The organism is Longimicrobium sp. (assembly GCA_036377595.1).
GTDB lineage: Bacteria > Gemmatimonadota > Gemmatimonadetes > Longimicrobiales > Longimicrobiaceae > Longimicrobium.
Window position 1 is genome coordinate 177,084 of record DASUYB010000105.1, and the last position, 16,884, is coordinate 193,967.

At 71.7% G+C, this 16,884-nt stretch carries 17 protein-coding genes; 8 read left to right on the forward strand and 9 right to left on the reverse strand.

What is annotated here, in order from left to right; all coding sequences use genetic code 11:
• Positions 1–88: 88 nt before the first annotated feature.
• Positions 89–2,134, reverse strand: a complete 2,046-nt coding sequence (locus tag VF092_18205; GenBank protein ID HEX6749236.1) for a M3 family metallopeptidase — start codon at positions 2,132–2,134, stop codon at positions 89–91.
• 499 nt (positions 2,135–2,633) lie between these two features.
• Here VF092_18205 and VF092_18210 point away from each other — a divergent pair, with 499 nt between their 5' ends.
• The 3 genes from VF092_18210 to VF092_18220 are packed head-to-tail and all read left to right on the forward strand — an operon-like array spanning position 2,634 to position 6,220.
• Positions 2,634–3,200: a sigma-70 family RNA polymerase sigma factor gene (locus VF092_18210; GenBank protein HEX6749237.1), complete on the forward strand. Its 567-nt coding sequence runs from the start codon at positions 2,634–2,636 to the stop codon at positions 3,198–3,200.
• Positions 3,178–3,963: a zf-HC2 domain-containing protein gene (locus tag VF092_18215; GenBank protein ID HEX6749238.1), complete on the forward strand. Its 786-nt coding sequence runs from the start codon at positions 3,178–3,180 to the stop codon at positions 3,961–3,963. The genes VF092_18210 and VF092_18215 overlap by 23 nt, the downstream gene beginning before the upstream one ends.
• A 58-nt stretch (positions 3,964–4,021) precedes the next feature.
• Positions 4,022–6,220, forward strand: coding sequence for a TonB-dependent receptor (locus VF092_18220; protein HEX6749239.1), 2,199 nt, complete (start codon positions 4,022–4,024; stop codon positions 6,218–6,220).
• Positions 6,221–6,359: 139 nt separating this feature from the next.
• On the opposite strand, the gene VF092_18225 is transcribed toward VF092_18220, so the two are convergent.
• A complete protein-coding gene (locus VF092_18225; protein ID HEX6749240.1) occupies positions 6,360–6,623 on the reverse strand; it encodes a hypothetical protein in 264 nt (87 codons plus the stop codon).
• A gap of 130 nt (positions 6,624–6,753) precedes the next feature.
• Between VF092_18225 and VF092_18230 the strand changes: the two genes are divergently transcribed.
• A complete protein-coding gene (locus VF092_18230; GenBank protein HEX6749241.1) occupies positions 6,754–7,191 on the forward strand; it encodes a GNAT family N-acetyltransferase in 438 nt (145 codons plus the stop codon).
• Here VF092_18230 and VF092_18235 read toward each other — a convergent pair.
• Together VF092_18235 and VF092_18240 are read right to left on the reverse strand one after the other, a co-directional pair.
• Positions 7,188–7,367, reverse strand: coding sequence for a hypothetical protein (locus VF092_18235; protein ID HEX6749242.1), 180 nt, complete (start codon positions 7,365–7,367; stop codon positions 7,188–7,190). The two genes, VF092_18230 and VF092_18235, sit on opposite strands and share 4 nt — an antisense overlap.
• Before the next feature lie 415 nt (positions 7,368–7,782).
• Complete coding sequence (locus VF092_18240; GenBank protein ID HEX6749243.1) at positions 7,783–8,394, reverse strand: M23 family metallopeptidase; 612 nt, start codon at positions 8,392–8,394, stop codon at positions 7,783–7,785.
• 344 nt (positions 8,395–8,738) lie between these two features.
• On the opposite strand from VF092_18240, the gene VF092_18245 reads away from it, so the two are divergent.
• Positions 8,739–9,212, forward strand: coding sequence for a hotdog fold domain-containing protein (locus VF092_18245; GenBank protein ID HEX6749244.1), 474 nt, complete (start codon positions 8,739–8,741; stop codon positions 9,210–9,212).
• An 805-nt stretch (positions 9,213–10,017) separates the two neighbouring features.
• Here the strand turns inward: VF092_18245 and VF092_18250 are convergent.
• The 5 genes from VF092_18250 to VF092_18270 form a co-directional block, all read right to left on the reverse strand.
• Entirely contained in the window at positions 10,018–11,031 is a 1,014-nt protein-coding gene (locus VF092_18250) for a DUF3667 domain-containing protein (GenBank protein HEX6749245.1), read from the reverse strand.
• 113 nt (positions 11,032–11,144) lie between these two features.
• On the reverse strand, positions 11,145–12,224 hold the full coding sequence (locus VF092_18255; protein HEX6749246.1) for an AAA family ATPase: 1,080 nt from the start codon (positions 12,222–12,224) through the stop codon (positions 11,145–11,147).
• Positions 12,221–12,778 carry a nicotinamide riboside transporter PnuC gene (gene pnuC, locus VF092_18260; protein ID HEX6749247.1) on the reverse strand — a complete coding sequence of 186 codons (558 nt, stop codon included), beginning with the start codon at positions 12,776–12,778 and terminating at the stop codon, positions 12,221–12,223. Before pnuC ends, VF092_18255 begins: the two co-directional genes overlap by 4 nt.
• 182 nt (positions 12,779–12,960) lie before the next feature.
• Positions 12,961–13,524: a DinB family protein gene (locus VF092_18265; protein HEX6749248.1), complete on the reverse strand. Its 564-nt coding sequence runs from the start codon at positions 13,522–13,524 to the stop codon at positions 12,961–12,963.
• A gap of 350 nt (positions 13,525–13,874) precedes the next feature.
• Entirely contained in the window at positions 13,875–14,627 is a 753-nt protein-coding gene (locus VF092_18270; GenBank protein HEX6749249.1) for a lysophospholipid acyltransferase family protein, read from the reverse strand.
• Positions 14,628–14,930: 303 nt separating this feature from the next.
• Between VF092_18270 and VF092_18275 the strand changes: the two genes are divergently transcribed.
• The 3 genes from VF092_18275 (at position 14,931) to gcvH (ending at position 16,812) form a co-directional block, all read left to right on the forward strand.
• Positions 14,931–15,587 carry a hypothetical protein gene (locus tag VF092_18275; GenBank protein HEX6749250.1) on the forward strand — a complete coding sequence of 219 codons (657 nt, stop codon included), beginning with the start codon at positions 14,931–14,933 and terminating at the stop codon, positions 15,585–15,587.
• 15 nt (positions 15,588–15,602) lie between these two features.
• Positions 15,603–16,271: a hypothetical protein gene (locus VF092_18280; protein ID HEX6749251.1), complete on the forward strand. Its 669-nt coding sequence runs from the start codon at positions 15,603–15,605 to the stop codon at positions 16,269–16,271.
• Between the two features lie 154 nt (positions 16,272–16,425).
• The gene (gcvH, locus tag VF092_18285; GenBank protein HEX6749252.1) at positions 16,426–16,812 is read left to right on the forward strand and encodes a glycine cleavage system protein GcvH; all 387 of its coding nucleotides are present in this window, start codon (positions 16,426–16,428) and stop codon (positions 16,810–16,812) included.
• The last annotated feature ends 72 nt before the right edge of the window (positions 16,813–16,884 follow it).

The following is a 16,884-nucleotide window of genomic DNA, read 5'->3' on the forward strand; positions in this document are numbered from 1 at the left end:
AGGGAACGGAGGTGGCCACGTCGCCGCACCGTCATCCCTCCGTTTCCTCCGCTCCCTCCGTGTGATCCCTTCTTCTCCTTGAAAAGCCCTACTCCGCGCCGAGGTTGCGGCGGAGGAGCGCCTCGGGGTCGGGGTCGCGGCCCATGAACTCGCGGAAGAGCTCGTCGGGGTCGGTGTCGTCGCCGCGCGAGAGGACGGCGTCGACGAAGGCGCGGCCGGTCTCGCGGTTGAACAGCCCCTCGTGCTCGAAGCGGCTGAACGCGTCGGCGTCGAGCACCTCGCTCCACATGTAGCTGTAGTACCCGGCCGCGTATCCGCCCGAGAAGATGTGCGAGAAGCTGGTGACGAAGTGGTCGTCGGCGAACTCGGGGCGGTGCTGGAAGCGGCCCAGCACCCGCTGCGCCCGCGCCACGGGGTCCTCGCCCGACGCGGGGTCGTAGCCCACGTGCAGATCCAGGTCCACCGTGCCGAAGGAGAGCTGGCGCATCTGGAAGTGCGCGGCCATGAAGGTGCGCGCCGCCTGCATCCGGGCGAACAGCGCCTCGGGAAGCGGCTCGCCCGTCTGCCAGTGGCGGGCGAACAGGTCCAGCGCGGGGCGCTCCCAGGTCCAGTTCTCCATGATCTGGCTGGGGAGCTCCACCCAGTCGTTGGGCACATGCGTGCCGCCCAGTCCCGCCACTTCCACGCGCGACAGCATGTGGTGCAGCATGTGCCCGAACTCGTGGAACACCGTCTCCACCTCGCGGTGCGTGAGCAGCGCGGGGCGCCCGCCCTCGGGCGGCGAGACATTGGCGGCGATCAGCGCCAGGTGCGGCGCCCACCCGTGCGGGCGCGGGCCGCCCACCACCAGCCCGTTCATCCACGCGCCGGCGCGCTTGCTGTCGCGCGGGAACCAGTCCGTGTAGAAGCGCCCCAGCACCTCGCCGGACTCGTCCTCCATCTCCCACATCTCCACCTCGGGGTGCCACACCTCCTCCGAGGGCACCCGGCGCACCACCACCCCGAACAGCCGGCGCGCGATCTCGAACAGTCCCTCCAGCACGCGGTCCATGGGGAAGTAGGGGCGCAGCGCCTCGGCGTCGAGGTCGTAGCGCGCCACGCGCATCCGCTCCACCGCGAAGGGGAGGTCCCACGGCTCCAGCCGGTCGATCCCCAGCTCGTCGCGGGCGAAGGCCTCGATCTCGGCCTTCTCGCGCTCCCAGTACGGCCGCGTGCGCGCGGTGAGGTCTTCCTCGAAGCGCATCGCCCGCCCGCCGCTGTGCGCCATGCTGTCCTCGAGCGCGTGATCGGCCCAGTCGCGGTACCCCAGGATCCCCGCCAGCTCGCGGCGGATCTCCAGCACCCGGCGGATGATGGGGCGGTTGTCGTGCGCCCCCTCGCTCGCGCGGTTCATGTAGGCCAGGTGCATGGCCTTCCGCAGGTCGCGCCGCTCGGAGTACTGCAGGAACGGCTGCCACGAGGGAAGGTGCAGGGTAAAGCGCCACCCCTCGACCCCCCGCGCCTCGGCCGCGGCGCGCGCCTGCGCCCGCGCCGACGCGGGGAGCCCCGCCAGGTCGGCCTCGTCGGTCAGCACCAGGTCCCACGCGTTGGTGGAGTCGAGCACGTGGTTGCTGAACTCGGCCAGCAGGCGCGACGACTCGATGTTCAGCTCCTCGACCCGCGCCTTCTGCTCGGGCGGCAGGTCGGCGCCGGCGCGGCGGAACTGGCGCACCGTCTTATCGCGATGCCGCGCGCGGATGCCGGTGAGCGACCGCGCCTCGTTGGTCTCCAGGTAGTCGCGCACCGCCCGCCACAGGCGCGGGTCCAGCGGCACGCGGGCGTAGAAGGCGCTGAACTCGGGGAGCACCGTGTCGTAGGCCGCGCGCAGCTCCGGCGAGCTGACCACCGACACCAGGTGCGAAACGGGCCGGATCACCCATCCCAGCCGCTCGCCGATCTCCTCCAGCCGGCCCAGCGTGTTCTCGTACGTCCGCGGCTCGGTGGACGCGACCAGCTCCTCCAGTTCGCGCTCGGCCTCGGCCAGCGCGTACCGGACGGCGGGAACGATGTGCTCCGGCGCGATGCGGCCGAAGGGAAGGGGCAGCTCCCTGCGCAGGAGCGGGTTCGTTTCGACGAGATCTTCGGTGACCGTCACCTTGCGGCTCTTTCGATTCGTGTCTGGTTTGGTGCCCTGACGCGGCGCGTGTTGTAACCCGGCGGGGCCGATCGGGTCCCCAGCTGGAAAACCGCGTGCCACGCGTTTCGCCAGCAAGGCGGGGGGAATGCCCCGTCCGCGTGTCTGATTCTGCGACACGCGGCGCCGGCGCGCATCACGATCATCCAGAAATCTCTCACAGAGGGCACGGAGGACACAGAGAACGGAAGAAACGTGATGACCCTTCTTTCTCCGCGTCCTCCGTGCCCCTCTGTGAGAACCCCGTAAGACAGGTGGCCGGCGACGGTGATCGGGAAAAGAAGTGGCTACCGCACACGGGGAGGGGGAGATTAGCTTGGTGGAACCCACGTCCATGGGAGCGGCGGGCTTGTCACAAAGCCTTGCGGCGGCACGTTCTTCCCACTGCCAGAAGGGGAAGACGACGGCGCCGCGCGCGCCCGCCCCGCCCAGCGGACCAGCACCAGATGGCGCCCAGCCCGTGGCATCGATACCCACCCTGCAGGCCCGGCCGGCGGCCGCGCCGCGATTGACTCGCGGCGAGCCCGTGGACTACGACGCGCTGTTCCGGCGGCTCTACCCGTCGCTGTTCCGGTACCTGCACCGGATGACGGGCGATTCCGACGCCGCCGACGACATCGCCCAGGAAAGCTTCGTGCGCCTGCTGGGGCGCGACATGCCCGAGGACGAGGCGCGCCTCTGGCTCTTCACCGTCGCCACCAACCTGTTCCGCGACGGTGCGCGCACCCACAAGCGGCGCGAGCGCCTGCTGTCGGTGCGCCCCTGGGCGCCCACCCCGCTCCCGCGCCCCGACGAGGCCGCCGAGAAGGCCGCCACCGTCGAGCGGGTGAGGGAGGCGCTGGGCCGCCTGGCCGCGCGCGACCAGCAGATGCTGCTGATGCGCGAGGAAGGCTTCCGGTACGACGAGATCGCGAAGGTCGCGGGCGTGGCCCCCGGTTCGGTGGGCACGCTCCTGGCACGGGCCGCACGGCGGTTCGTGGCGGCCTGGGACCATGAGGAGACCGATGGTGAACAGGCACTTGGATGACGGCACGCTGCAGGCGCTGATCGACGGCGAGCTCCCGCAGGGAGAGCGCGCCGCCGCCGAGGCGCACCTGGCCGCCTGCGCCGCCTGCGCGGCGGAGATGCGCGGGCTGGCCGGGGTGCACGAGCGCGCCGGGATGCTGCTGGCGCGGACGGACGTGCCCGCGCCGGTGGCGCAGGCCACCATGTCGCTGCGCGCCCGCCGGCTCCGCGCCGGGCGCTACGCCGAGGCGCGCCGGACGCTGGCCCGCGCGGCGGTGCTGGTGCTGGCCGCCGTCGGCGTGGCCGCGGCGGTGCCCGGCACCGGCGTCCGCGAGTGGGTGGCGGAGACGATCCTCCCCGGCGAGAAGGCGCCGATCGACCCGCAGATGCGGCAGGCGCCCGCCCCCGATCCGGCGGCGCAGACGGCGCCCCCGGCCGAGGCGCCGCCCTCGGGCGTGTCGATCCGCGCGGACGGCGGCGCCGTGCGCGTGGTGCTGAGCCGCGTGGCCCCGGGCGTGGAGATCCGCGCCCGGCTGGTGGACGGCGAGCTGGCGGGCGTGCTGGCCCGCGGGCCCGCGGCCACGGGGGCACGTTTCCGCACCGCGCCGGGTAAGATCGAGGTGCTGGACGCGGGCGCGGGGGTGCTGGAGGTGCGGGTGCCCCGCAGCGCGCGCGCGGCCAGCGTGGAGGTGAACGGCCGGGTGTACCTGGCCAAGGATGGCGGCGTGCTGCGGGCCACCGCGCCCGCGCCCGCCCGGGGGCCCGTCATCCGCGTGGAGGGGTGAGCGCGGGCCCCCGTTCCGCGCACTCCCTTCTTCCGCACCACGCAGGACGGCGTACCCTATGCTGGCTCCGCTCGCCGCGCTCCTTCTGGCCGCCGCCGCCCCGGACACGTCCTGGGGCGAGATCCGCGGCAGGGTGGAAAGCGACCCGGGCGGATCTCCCCTCCCCAGCGCCGTGGTGGAAGTCACCACCGGCGGCCAGGCCCTGACCGACAGCTCCGGCAACTACCGGCTGGCCCACGTGGCCGCCGGGCCGCAGACCGTGCGCGTGCGCTCCCTCGACCACGAGCCGATGGAGGTGCAGGTGTTCGTGCCCGCGCGCGGCGAGGTGGAGGTGGTGGTGGCGCTGCGCTACCGCCCCGTCGTCCTGGCGGCCGTCACCGGGGTCAGCAAGGGGCAGGGCGGGCCGGAAACGGACCCCGCGCCGCGCGGCGAGGCGGCCATCACCGACTTCCCCGCGCTGGAGGGGCCGGGAACGGGGCTGGAGGCGGGGCGCGGCTCCTCGTCCGGCAACGGCGGGGGATCGGGGGGCGACGTGCTCCTCGTCCGCGGCTCGGCGGCGAACCTGAAGCTGGTGCTGCTGGACGGCGCGCCGGTGTACGCGCCGTTCCACATGGGCGGGCTGATCGACAGCTTCGAGCCGGGGCTCCTTTCCTCCGCGCGCCTCTACCTGGGCGGCGCGCCGGCGCGCTACGACGGCGGGGTGAGCTACGTGCTGGACCTGGCCACGCGCGCGCCCGCGCACGACCGGTGGACGGGCGCGGTGGGCGCGGACATGATGTCGGTGCGCGGGCAGGCCGGCGGGCCGCTGTGGAAGGGCGCCGCGCTGCTGCTGGCCGGCCGCGGCGTGCACGGGGCCACGCTGGCGCGGCTCGAGGGGCACCCCTTTCCCTACGCGTACGGCGACGGGCTGGCGCGGCTGGACATGGACCTTCCCGGCGGCGCCTCGCTCTCGGCCACGGGGTTCGCCAACGCCGAGGGGGTGCGCATCGACACGCAGCCCTGGCGTGACAACTTCCTGCGCTGGCGCAACGACGCCGGCTCGCTGCGGCTGCGCGGCCGGGTGACCGGCGCCAGCGCCGAGCTGACGGCCGCGCTCTCGGACTTCGACGCGTGGCTCCCCAACGCGGCCCACTTCTACGTGGTGCAGTCGCACCTGCGGCGGGCGCGGGTGGCGCTGGACCTCACCCGCGACGTGGGCGGCGTGCGGCTGGGCTACGGCTACGCCTACGACCGTCTCTGGGCGCACCACCGCGTGCTCGACCGCAGCGCCGGCGAGCGGCTCTGGTTCACCCGCGACACCTTCGGCACCGTGGGCGGGTGGTACGTCGACGCGCGCTGGGACGCCGGCCGGCAGTGGGTGCTGCGCGGCGGCCTGCGCGGCGACATGTACGCCAGCGGCCCGTTCATCTCCTTCTCCCCCCGCCTTTCCGCCACCTGGCTGGCGGGGCGGCACTCCACCTTCACCCTGGCGGCGGGGAGATACCACCAGCTGGTGCTGGCGCGCATCCGCCCGCCCTTCGACTACGGCGTGCACGACGTGGCCGACTCGCTGGGGATTCCCACCGTGCCCGTGGTGGCCAGCTCCAACCACCTGACGCTGGCGGTCGATCACGAGCTCCTGCCGGGCACGCTGCTGGGGCTGGAGGGCTACCTCAAGCACTTCCAGGACATCCCCGACGGCGACGCGGTGGGCGACAACGCGTGGGGGATGGACGCGTGGGTGCGCCGCGGCGAGGGCGCGGTGCGCGGCTGGGTGGGCTACTCGCTGGCGTGGTACTGGTCGCGCGTGGACAGCGTGACCTTCAATCCCACGGCCGGAACGGGCGCCACCCGGCGCCGCATCCTGGGCCAGCGGCGGCAGACGCTGAGCGCGGGGGTCACCGCGCAGGGGCGGCCGGGGAAGGTGGAGCTGCGCGTGGCCTACGGCGCGGGCCTGCCCTACAGCACGCTGGGCGCGCCGCCGGGCACCGAGAGCGCCACGGTGGCCACGCCGGGCTCGTTCGACCTGACGGACGGCTCCACCTCGCTGACGGGGGTGGCGCGGCAGGACTTCCTGCGCCTCGACGGGCAGGTGTCGCGCACCTTCACGCCGCGCATCGCCAGCCGCGAGACGGAGCTGACGCCCTACGTGCGCGTGATCAACGCGCTGGACCGCCGCGACGCGCTGTTCTACCGCTACACCCCCGGCGAGGACGACGCGCGCCCCGTCGCCACGCTCCCGCTCCTTCCCGTCGTCGGGCTCGAGTGGAAGTTCTGAAAGCAGAGTGCGAGAGTGCGAAAGTGCGAAAGTGCGCCGGATCCCAGCCGATCCGGCGCACTTCTGCTATCCCGACGCACTCAGGTACTTTCGCACCCTCGCACTTTCGCACTCTCGCACTCTCGCACTTCAGTTCATATCACAGCCGCGGATGGCGCTCGTGGTCGAGCGTGTCCGCGTCGCGGCTGCCGGGGCGCGCCTCGGGGGCGTCGTCCTGGTCCACCTTCCCCTCGCGCTTCAGGTCCAGCCGCTCCTGGTGCGTGGCGTTCGGCTTCGCCTCGGTGCGCTGCTTGCTGGCGCCGGTGGTGGCACCCACCTCGCTGGCCAGCTTCCCGTGGTCGTGGGCCTCGCGCGCGGCGTCGCGCCGCTGCTGCTCGTCGCCTTCCATCTTCTTGCCGCCCATCACGTTCCTCCTTCGTTTGAGGGGGGCGATGGAGGCGGCAAGCATCGTTCCCGCGCCGCGGGTTTCGCGGGGAGTGGAGATGAGTTCATCTTCATCCCCCCACGCTCTTCATCCCCCGACTTGAACGGCGATGGACGATTCGATCACGATCCGTGGCGCGCGCGAGGACGATGCGCCCGCGCTGGCGGAGCTGGCGACGCACCTGGGCTACCCGACGGACGCGGCGGCGATGGGCGGGAGGCTGGAGCGCGTCGCGGCGATGCCGGACCACCGTACGTTCGTGGCGGAGCGCGGCGGGACGGTCGTGGGGTTCGTGGGGGTGATGCGGGGATGGACGTACACCAGCGACGACGCGTACGCGCGCATCCTGGCGCTGGTGGTGGCGCCGGGCGAGCGGGGGCGGGGGACGGGCGCCGCGCTGGTGGACGCAGCCGAGCGGTGGGCGCGCGGTGTGGGCGCGGGGTCGATCCACGTGACCACCGCGCTGCACCGCGAAGGGACGCACCGCTTCTACGAGCGGATCGGCTACGCGCGGTCGGGGCTGCGCTTCGTGAAGAAGCCGGTCTAGCGCGTCCAGGTGAGGAACATCAGCCCGCCGCCGACCAGCAGGAACAGGCCGAGCATCCGCGCCATCGCGGCGCCGGCCTCGGGCCCGCGCGGCGCGCGCCGGCCGATGCGGTCGTCGCCGAGCACGAGCACCAGGCCCAGGACGATGGCGATGATGGCGGGGACGAGGAGAAGCATGGGGGCGGGCTCCTGCGCGGGGATCTGCTGCGGGGATCTGCGTTCGCCGGTCGAGCGCCGGCACGGCTACAAGATCAGGCGCCGCAGCGGCTTGGGCAAGGGTGACGATGCGGCGTCGGAGAAACGCGAGTTCCCGCGGCCCATGTTGATGTCATTCCGAGTGGAGCCGCTTCACCGCCGCCTGTCCACACACCGACGTTGGGCGGCTCCCGAGGAATCTTTAGCCAGAGTCCGAGCGAATGCCTGACCCCTGCGCCGACGATGCCAAAGATTCCTCGGGCGCCGCCAACCGCTGGTGCTGAATCGAGTCAGGCGCAGCGGCGCCGCTCGGAATGACATACCGTGGGTTAGTCACCCCAAGAATGAAGCGCCGCTCCGGATTTCCGGGGCGGCGCCTCGGCTTCATCGTCCGCGACTAGCGGCCGCCGCCTTCGCTGGCGGTGCGGCGCGCGTAGTCGCCGGCGAGGAGGGGGTAGGGGTTGGTGTTCTCGCTCTCCCACCACCGCCGCGGGTCCGTCAGCCGGCCGACGGAGAAGTGGAGGTGGTAGTTGCCCGCGCCCGCATTCCCCGTATCACCCACGTACGCAATGACCTGCCCGCGCCACACGGGCATTCCCTCGCGCAGGCCGGCGGCGTAGCGCTGCAGGTGCGCGTAGTAGTACAGCGTGCGCCCGTCCGGCCCCACCTGGTAAATGGTGATGCCGCCATTGCCCCCCGTGCGCAGCTTCAGGATGGTGCCGTCCGCCGCGGCGACGACGGGCGTTCCCCCCGGCGCCATGATGTCGATGGCATGGTGGACGTGCCCCGAGCGCGGCGATTCGTACGAATCGCGCAGCTGCTCCGGACGCACCCCGCGCACTGGGATCACCAGCGACGCGCCGGGCGCCACGTACGCGTCGGCTCGCTCGCGCGGAGCGGGGCGCTCGTATGCCCGCTCGCGCACGGGCGTGGGCGCAGGGAAGGAGAAAGGTTCGGCGGGTGAGCCGTGGCCCCAGCAGGCAGCCAGCAGCAGGGGAAGGAGCGCCATACCGGCCTTCGGAGCGCGCGCGAGGATGCCGTTCGTGGACGCACGAACGCGCGCGTTTCCGGGGTGGGGAGTCATGTGACCTCCTCATCCGCGGTGAAACGGAAGTGCGGTGTTTCCGAAGGTGGAACGGTACGGGTGGGGGCATCCGTGGGCACAACATGCGCTTGTAACCGCCGAACGCGCAAGGGTGACATTGCGCCGGCGGCAATGTCACCCCTCGCGCGGGGCAATGATCGCCCCGCTTCACCCGTTTTCGGCGCGCGGCGGCGGCTGGACTTTCGCCGCCGTGGCGCCTATGCTCCGGCGCGCTCCATCACCATCGATCCATCGCCGACGACGCAGACATGGCAGCGAGCCCCGAGAGCATCATCCGCAGGCAGTGGGAAACCTGGAGCGGGCGCCCGGGCGGGAAGAAGATCTTCAGCTTCCTGATCGGCCGCGTCGTGCCCTACACCGGCACCATCGGCGCGACCGTCGAGGAACTGCGCCCCGGCTACGCCCGCGCCACCCTGCGCGACCGCCGCCGCGTGCGCAACCACCTGCGCTCGGTCCACGCGATCGCGCTGATGAACCTGGCGGAGCTGGTCACCGGCCTCTCGCTCAACTTCGCGCTGCCACCCGACGCGCGGTCGATCCTCAAGGGGCTCTCGATCGAGTACCTGAAGAAGGCGCGCGGCAAGCTCACCGCCGAGGCGAACGCGCCCGTCCTGCAGTCCAACGAGGAGCGCGACCTGCAGGTGACCACGGAGATCAAGGACGAGGCGGGCGACGTGGTGGCGACCGCCACCGCGCACTGGCTCGTCGGCCCGCGCAAGTAGATCCGTCTCCAGCCAGCCAGCGCCGCCGCTGCCCACCGACGGGCCGCGGCGGCGCTGCGTCGTTTCTCTGATTGTCCCCTAGCGTGCCAAAGAGAACAGAATAGGCGTGAACGGCTCGCAGACTGGCCAGGCTGCAACGGTTTATTGTTGCACAATCCGCCCAAAAGCCTTGCAGGGACGGGGGAAATGCCCCACATTATGTCCCGGCGCCCCTCCACGCCGTCTCTCGGCCACGCTTCGCCCGCCCTCCTGGACGTCCGCGCGCGGCTTCGGTTACCGGCCACCCTGGCCGGGGTTCCGCCACATCGACCACTCCCATGAGACTCCTTCCGCTCTTCACGGACGGGCATTATTGCCCTCGCTGCGGCAATCGTACCGAGCGCGTTCGCACCCGCTTCTACCTTCGCCCGGTGCGCTGGCTGATGCCCGACGTCAAGCGCCGCGCGTGCAACAACGCCAGCTGCTTCTGGCGCGGGTTCGCCTTCTCGCACCACGTGGAGGCCACCGACACCGCGCACGCCGCCGCGCGCTGATCCGGATCTCCGGGCGCACCGGGCGCGTCCGGCAATGGCAGAAGGACGAGAGGGCCGGTCTCCCCAGGCGGAGACCGGCCCTCGCGCGCGTCCGTAGCCCTCGCCCGCGTCATGCCAGCTCCGGGCGAAGCAGCGTCCCGCCGAATCTCGTGCTGCCGCGGTTATAGATCCTTCGGCCTGCAAACGCTTGCACAGACGCTGATTACGGTCTGGCCGGCCTCAGGATGACGTCGGCGTGGCGTCCGGCGGGGTGCATCAACCCGGATTTCGCGTCAGGCGGTGAGCACGGTGAAGAGCAGGGTCATCACCGCGCCGAAGGAGAGCATCACCACGTACGCCATCCCCAGGAAGCCGTACTTGAGAAGGGTGGCGATCCATCCCTGCGCGTACACCTTCTTCATCGCCAGCACCACGTACAGCATCATCCACACGCTCAGCGCGGTGACCAGCGGCGGAAAGCGGATGGCGAGCATCGCCAGGTAGCAGAGGAAGGCGAAGGCGTGCACGTGCAGCGCGAACACGAAGTGCTCCACGTAGAAGCGCCGGCTGCCGGCGTAGATGAGCTTGAGCACCCCGGCGAAGATCGGGAGGAGCACGAACATCATCTGCGGCACGTGGCCCAGGTAGTCGGACACGATCTGCCGCGCCGCCTCGCGCGACTCCATCCGGCTGAAGTGCTCGACCCGCGCGTTGCCGATGCTGTCGATCGTCGGCTCGCCGGTGTTGAAGCGGATGTTGCCGATCCAGTTGCGCGGCGGCGGGGGCGGCAACGGGGGGCGCGGCACCTCGCGAGGCTGGTCGCGGCCCGCGGTCCGCGGGGGCATCACCGGCGCGGGCGGCCGCGCGGCCCGGCGCGCGGCGGCGGCCGAGTCCGTCACGCCCACGTTCACCGTCATCGCGTCGAGGTCCAGGTTGGCGCCGCGCAGCTCCGGGAGGAACGAGAGCGTCAGGAAGAAGGCCACGCTGGTGACCAGGTACAGCCGGAAGGGCGGGATGTAGCGCACGATCCGCCCGGCCATGTACTCGCGCGTCAGGTGGCCGGGGCGCAGCATCAGCGAGCCCAGCGTGCGCGGGAGCGCGGAGTTCAGCGAGAACTGGTCGTCGAGCGCCTCCATCAGCATGCGGCGCAGCGACACGTGCACCTCCACCTTCCGCTGCCCGCAGCTGCGGCAGAAGTTGCCGGGCGTGGGGTCGCCGCAGTTCCGGCACGGGACGTCGGGGGTGCGGCGCTCGCTGCGGCGGAAGATGGGGATGCCCCGCAACGAGGGCGGCGAGCCGGTGAGCATGCGATCGGGCTTCGTTGCGAGACGAGAGTGCGGCCGGTGCTGCGCGGGGAAGGGAGGAATCTGCACTCGCGAGGCGATTCGCGGAACCCCCCAAGCCGTTGCGCCGCTTCGGGCTAGCGCGAGATCCCCGGAGAGCGGGGGAGATCGCACGGCGGCAGCGCGGCCAGCACCCGCGCGGCGCGCTCCTCCAGCGTGCCGGTGACGAGCAGGTGGGGGATGCCGCGCGCCTCCAGCTCGCGGAGATACCAGTCGTGCTGGCGATGGCGGAAGGCGCCGCCGTGGCGGATGCCGTCCTGCACGAACTCGAAGTCGGGCGCGCAGATCACGGTAAGGTCGTACTCCCGCTCCGCCATCCGCTCCAGCGCCGGCGACGCGCTGCCGAAGAAGTGGTGGGAGAAGTAGTACGTCGTCAGCGGCGACGTGTCGCAGATCACGAAACGATTGGCGCGGCGGGCGGCGGCGTCCTCCATCTCCGCCTGCACGCGGCCGATGCGCTCCATGTCCTCGAAGTCCAGCCGCCCCTCCCGCTCCGTCCACACCTCGCGCCCGTACTCGGGGACCCACTCCGTCCCCAGCGCCCGCGCCAGCGTCTCCGCCAGCGTCGTCTTTCCCGTCGACTCGCCGCCGAGCAGGCAGATGCGGCGGACGAACGACGCGTAGACCGCGGGCGGCAGCCACTCGCGCAGCCCGTGCACGTCCGCGCGAAGCCGCGTGGCGGAGATGGGGATCTCCACGCGCTCGGGGTCCACGCAGACGTGCGCGACGGCGGGGTGATCCGGATTGCGCTCGCGGAAATAGCGGGTCAGCTCGGCCGCGAACCCATCCCCATACGCCTCGCTGGTGAAGACGGCGTCCACCGTGGTGCCGAGCACCTCGCGGCAGAGGAAGCCGCAGAACCGCCGGTCGTCGATCTCCGGGCCGTCGTTGGCGGGGACGCGCGTGAACTCCGCGCCGGGCGGCGCCAGATTTCGCAGCCGCTCGTCCGTCATCACCATCACCCGCGCCTCGGGGAAGGTCTCCGCCAGCCAGCGCTCGCGCACCTCGGCGGGATAGCCGGGGATCTCGGGATTCTGGTAGGAGACGAGGATCACTTCCTCGCACTCGGCCAGCGCGCGGCGGACCAGCAGCTCGTGTCCGCGGTGCAGCGGCGCGAACTTGCCGACGACCAGCCCGGCGCGGAAGCGGCGGCTCACGCGGGCTGCACCAGCCGCCGCCAGCGCACCAGCGCCACGGCGGCGTTCACCCAGAAGGCGGCGTAGAGCGCGGCGGTCAGGTACAGCCCGCGCGCCAGGTACAGCGGCACGCCGACCGTGTTCACCAGCAGCCAGAACCACCACGTCTCGTAGTGTCGGCGCATCAGCAGCAGCTGGGCGATCACGCTGAACGCCAGCACGGTGGAGTCGACGAACGGCGAGAACGCGTTGGTGAAGCGGTGCAGCAGCCACCCGTACGCCGCGGTGACCACGATCCCCGCGGCGGCCATGGCCGCGAGCGCGCGCGGCGGCGTGCGGCGCACGGGGAGTGCGGGCTTGTGCCGCCCGCCGGCCCATCCCCACCAGCCGACCGCGTTGGTGGCGATGAAGAAGAGCTGCAGCGTGACGTCCGCGTACAGCCGCGCCTCGAAGAACACCCAGCCGAAGAGCACGCAGGCCACGATCCCCAGCCACCAGTTGTGCACGCGGTTCATCCCCGCCAGCAGCACCGACGCGGCGGTGAAGACGTTCGCCGCGATCTCCAGCGCGCTCATGGGCTGGCCCGCGAAAGTGCTTCGATCCAGACCATGAGTCGTTCATGATTATGGGAGATGGAGATCAGGAGAGGATTCAAGTTCGGATGATACGCCGCTCCGCCACGCGAGTCGAGACGCCGATAACGAAGCCCCCGCCGGGATTGCTCGGCAGGGGCTTCGAGACGATGGGATCGCTTGCGCTACGATAGCGCGCCGGACATGAGGATGTCGTGCATCCACGTGGTGGGATAGCCGGCCTGGCGCACGGCCATCGCGATCTGCGCCCAGTGGCGGACGCCGTGCATCAGCGTGTGCGCGACGATCTTGCGCTTGCTGGCCTGGAGCGTTCCCGCGCTGATGGTCTCGAAGGTCAGCACGCGCGCCCACTCCTCCTCCGGCGCCGTGTCCACCCAGCGCTCCAGCCGCGGGCGGTTGTCGCGGTGGACGGCGAAGATCTCGTCGAGCGTGGCGTGGGGGACGCTTTCGTACGGCGTGGCCTCCTCGTCGTGCAGCCGCTCGGTGTAGCGCCGCTCCACCATGAACACGTGGAAGATCAGGTCGCCCACCGTGGCGTACTTCGAGTCGCCGAGCGAGACGGCGAGCACGGCGGGATCCTGCGCGCGCAGCCACTCCTCCCAGCGCGCCGTCTCCTCGCCGGTCCAGGCGAGCAGCTCGCGGAACTGCAGCGCGTCCGGCTTCCGCGTGAGCGAGATCGTGAGCTCATACTCGGGAGCCGTGGTGGCATCGGCCGTCGTGTCGGACATGGTTCGATCTCCCGCTGAGGTGGAGCGTGATGGATCGCCCTCCATCATCTCCGAACCTGGGTGCCGAATCAAGATCGGCATTGAGCTAACGCGCGTGGCGCGTCCGGCGGGCCATCGACGCGCGTCGTGCAGGCTGCGGCGCGGGGCAGGCCACAGATTCCTCGGGCGCCGGAATTCGGTGTGGGGGGATGCTACGGCGAAGCGCCCTCGGAATGACAGATCGAGGCTGGGAAAAGAGAACGGCCCCCGCGCGAGCATCAACATCTCGCCACGGGGGCCGTCCTGCAGTCCCGCAGGGACTTCGTGCAGTTGTTGCCGCGAATTCCATTCGCCCGTCCGAGCGGATCTCCTCAGGCGCCGGCGGCGGCCAGCTCCCGCTGCAGGCCGGCGCGCGCCTCGGCGATCATCGCGCGCACCTTGTCGCGCAGCGCGGGGACGTCGTCGAGCGTGAGCCCCGCCGTCTCCACCGGCGGCAGTACCCGGGCGATGGCGCGCGCGCGGCCGATCAGCCACGACCCCTTGGCAATGCAGTGCCGCGTTCCCGCCACCGCGATGGGGAGGATGGGCACGCCCGTCTCGATCGCGAGCCGGAAGGCGCCGTCGTGGAACTTCAGCAGCTCGCCGGTGCCCGAGCGCGTGCCCTCGGGCATGATCATCACCGACACCTTCTTGCGCAGCCGGTCGCGCGCCTCCTCCAGCGCGCGCATCCGGCTGCTCGCGTCGCCGCGGCGCACCATCACGTCGCCCGCCATGCGCATCATCCACCCCATCACGGGGATGCGGAAGATGGCGTCCTTCGACATCCACTTCATCTCCCACGGCAGGTGCGAGAGGAGGAAGATGTCGGCGAAGCTCTCGTGGTTGGCGACCGCGACGTACGGACGCCGCGGGTCGTGGATCTCCACCCCGGTCGTGCGGAACTTCCAGAAGGGGTTGAGCCGGGTGACGGTGACGGCGGCGCGGCGGAACCAGCGCCCCACCGCGTAGCGGCCGGGGTCGCGCGCGGCGGTGAAGAGCCACACCAGCCCCATCCACGGGAGCCAGACCAGGGCGATCAGGGCGGTGGAGAGCCAGACCCAGGCGGAGACGAGCCGCTTCAACATCGGACAGAACGAGCAGGGGGTGATGCGCGCCCGCCGGCCGGTCCGCCGGGCGAACGACTCTGTACACCGGATGACGCGGACGGGTCGCGGGGCGACGGCCATCGTTACATACGCCCGTCCGCTGCGCGCGGATCGCGTCGCGCCGACGCGTGTCGCCGCGTCGGGCGGACGCGCGCTCGTACCGCTTTGTCGCGCGCCCGGAACCATCCGTTCTCGCGGCGGGTTCGTCGCCTGCCGCGGCCGGGTGGGCGCATCGACGAGCGCCGCCGGAGCGCCGCGGCGAGACCCGATCCGGAGATCGCCATGAACCGACACCTCGTCCGCACCACCCTTGCCGCGGCGGTCACAGCCGTCGCCGCCGCATCCCCCACCGCCGCGCAGCTGCGCGTGCCGCCGGTCACGCTGGTGGTGGGCGCCGGCGCGGCCGGGCGCTCGGAGCTGGGCCCGATCGGCGCCGGCGGCGTGCACGAGTGGGGGCAGCACCAGCCGGGCGCGGCGCTGCAGCTGGGGGTGGAGGCGGCGTCGCCGCTGCGCGGGGTGGACCTGCGCCTGGGCTACCAGTTCTCCAACCCGCAGCTGGCGCTGGGTGACGCGAATCACCCCGAGAACCCGCCCCAGAACGTCTATCGCACGGGAGTCGGCACGCTCACGCTGGACGCGGTGGTGCGCCTTCCCAGGGTGCTGGACGCGCGGCCGTACCTGCTGGCCGGCGCCGGGCTGCGGCACTACGACTACAACCAGACCTCGTTCGACAGCCAGCCGGTGAGGCCGGAGGACAAGCTCGAGGCCGGGCTGCACCTGGGTGGCGGCCTGGCCTGGAACGTGGGGCGCTACGACCTGTTCGTGGAGGGCTCGGGATTCTTCAGCCGCTTCGGCGCGCCGCAGCCGACGGACACGAAGTTCGGCGGCGTGCGCGACGCCAACCTCGGCGCGGGCGTCCGCATCCCCCTGCACCGCTAACCCCGGGAGGACCACATGAGCGCTCGTCTCGTACGCATCACCCTCGCGGCGGCGGCGGCCGCGTCCGTTGCCACGCACGCCGCGGCGCAGCTCCGCGTTCCGCCGGTCCAGCTCTTCGCGGGGGTGGGAAGGCTGAGCGGCAACAGCCTGGGCCTGGTCGGAGAGCACGGCGACCGCGTCTACGCGCGGCACCACTCCGCCACCGCCTTCCAGCTCGGGGTGGAGACGGCATCGCCGGTGCGCGGCGTGGGGCTGCGGCTGGGCTACCAGAGGTCGTACCCGCTGCTGGCTCTGGACGACGTCCGCGCGGTGGACTACACGCAGTGGACCTCGACCGAGGTGGACCGCACGCGCGTGCATACGCTGACCCTCGATGCCGACGTGCACCTTCCGCACGTGCTGGACGCCGCGCCGTACCTGCTGCTGGGTGCCGGCGTGAAGCGGTACGCGTTCGACCAGGCGTACTACCAGCGCACCGGCCAGCCCGCCCTCCCGCGCGACCAGACGCAGGCCGGGGTGCACCTGGGCGGCGGCGTGGACTGGAGCGTGGGGCGCTACGACCTGTTCGTGGAAGGCTCGTACTTCCTCAGCCGCTTCCGGAACGACCCCGGCGCGGCCACCGAACCGGCGTTCGTGCAGGACCGGTCGTTCACCGTCGGGCTGCGCATCCCCCTGCACCGCTGATCGCGGCATGATCGAGCGCGCCGGGGCCCCGCGACGAGGCTCCGGCGCGCGCGTTTTACGCATCTCCCGATCCGCCGCGTGTTTGCTTGACCGCCCGTGCGGGGTCCCGTATTCTCACCCCTCCCTGAACCGACCGAAACGCGCTGGAGGAGTCATGGCGAACGTTCCGCAGGACCTGCGATACACGAAGGAGCACGAGTACCTGAAGCCCACCGGCGACGAGGGCGTGTACTTCGTGGGGATCACCGACTACGCCCAGGGCGAGCTCGGCGACGTGGTGTTCGTGGAGCTGCCCAACCCCGGCGCCCACTTCGACGCCATGCAGACGTTCGGGACCATCGAGGCGGTGAAGGCGGTGAGCGACCTGTACTGCCCCGTGGCCGGCGAGGTCGTCGAGGCCAACGGCGCGCTGGACGCCAACCCCGCCGCGGTGAACGGCGATCCGTACGGCGAGGGGTGGATGATCAAGCTGCGCGTGGACAACCAGGCCGACGTCGACGCGCTGCTGGATGCGGCCGCGTACGAGCAGCTGATCGGGTAGGGAACAGATAGTCCTAAGTCCTGAGTCCTAAGTCCTAAGTAGAGAAAACTTCATCACTTGGGACTCAGGACT

Excerpts from the sequence above, each read along its gene's own strand:
- VF092_18245 (HEX6749244.1), top strand. The coding sequence starts at position 8,739 with ATGGCAGCGAGCCCCGAGAGCATCATCCGCAGGCAGTGGGAAACCTGG.
- VF092_18275 (HEX6749250.1), top strand. The coding sequence starts at position 14,931 with ATGAACCGACACCTCGTCCGCACCACCCTTGCCGCGGCGGTCACAGCC.
- VF092_18265 (HEX6749248.1), bottom strand. The coding sequence starts at position 13,524 with ATGTCCGACACGACGGCCGATGCCACCACGGCTCCCGAGTATGAGCTC.
- VF092_18215 (HEX6749238.1), top strand. The coding sequence starts at position 3,178 with ATGGTGAACAGGCACTTGGATGACGGCACGCTGCAGGCGCTGATCGAC.
- gcvH (HEX6749252.1), top strand. The coding sequence starts at position 16,426 with ATGGCGAACGTTCCGCAGGACCTGCGATACACGAAGGAGCACGAGTAC.
- VF092_18235 (HEX6749242.1), bottom strand. The coding sequence starts at position 7,367 with ATGCTTCTCCTCGTCCCCGCCATCATCGCCATCGTCCTGGGCCTGGTG.
- VF092_18220 (HEX6749239.1), top strand. The coding sequence starts at position 4,022 with ATGCTGGCTCCGCTCGCCGCGCTCCTTCTGGCCGCCGCCGCCCCGGAC.
- VF092_18280 (HEX6749251.1), top strand. The coding sequence starts at position 15,603 with ATGAGCGCTCGTCTCGTACGCATCACCCTCGCGGCGGCGGCGGCCGCG.
- VF092_18240 (HEX6749243.1), bottom strand. The coding sequence starts at position 8,394 with ATGGCGCTCCTTCCCCTGCTGCTGGCTGCCTGCTGGGGCCACGGCTCA.
- VF092_18270 (HEX6749249.1), bottom strand. The coding sequence starts at position 14,627 with ATGTTGAAGCGGCTCGTCTCCGCCTGGGTCTGGCTCTCCACCGCCCTG.
- VF092_18225 (HEX6749240.1), bottom strand. The coding sequence starts at position 6,623 with ATGGGCGGCAAGAAGATGGAAGGCGACGAGCAGCAGCGGCGCGACGCC.
- VF092_18250 (HEX6749245.1), bottom strand. The coding sequence starts at position 11,031 with ATGCTCACCGGCTCGCCGCCCTCGTTGCGGGGCATCCCCATCTTCCGC.
- VF092_18230 (HEX6749241.1), top strand. The coding sequence starts at position 6,754 with ATGGACGATTCGATCACGATCCGTGGCGCGCGCGAGGACGATGCGCCC.
- pnuC (HEX6749247.1), bottom strand. The coding sequence starts at position 12,778 with ATGAGCGCGCTGGAGATCGCGGCGAACGTCTTCACCGCCGCGTCGGTG.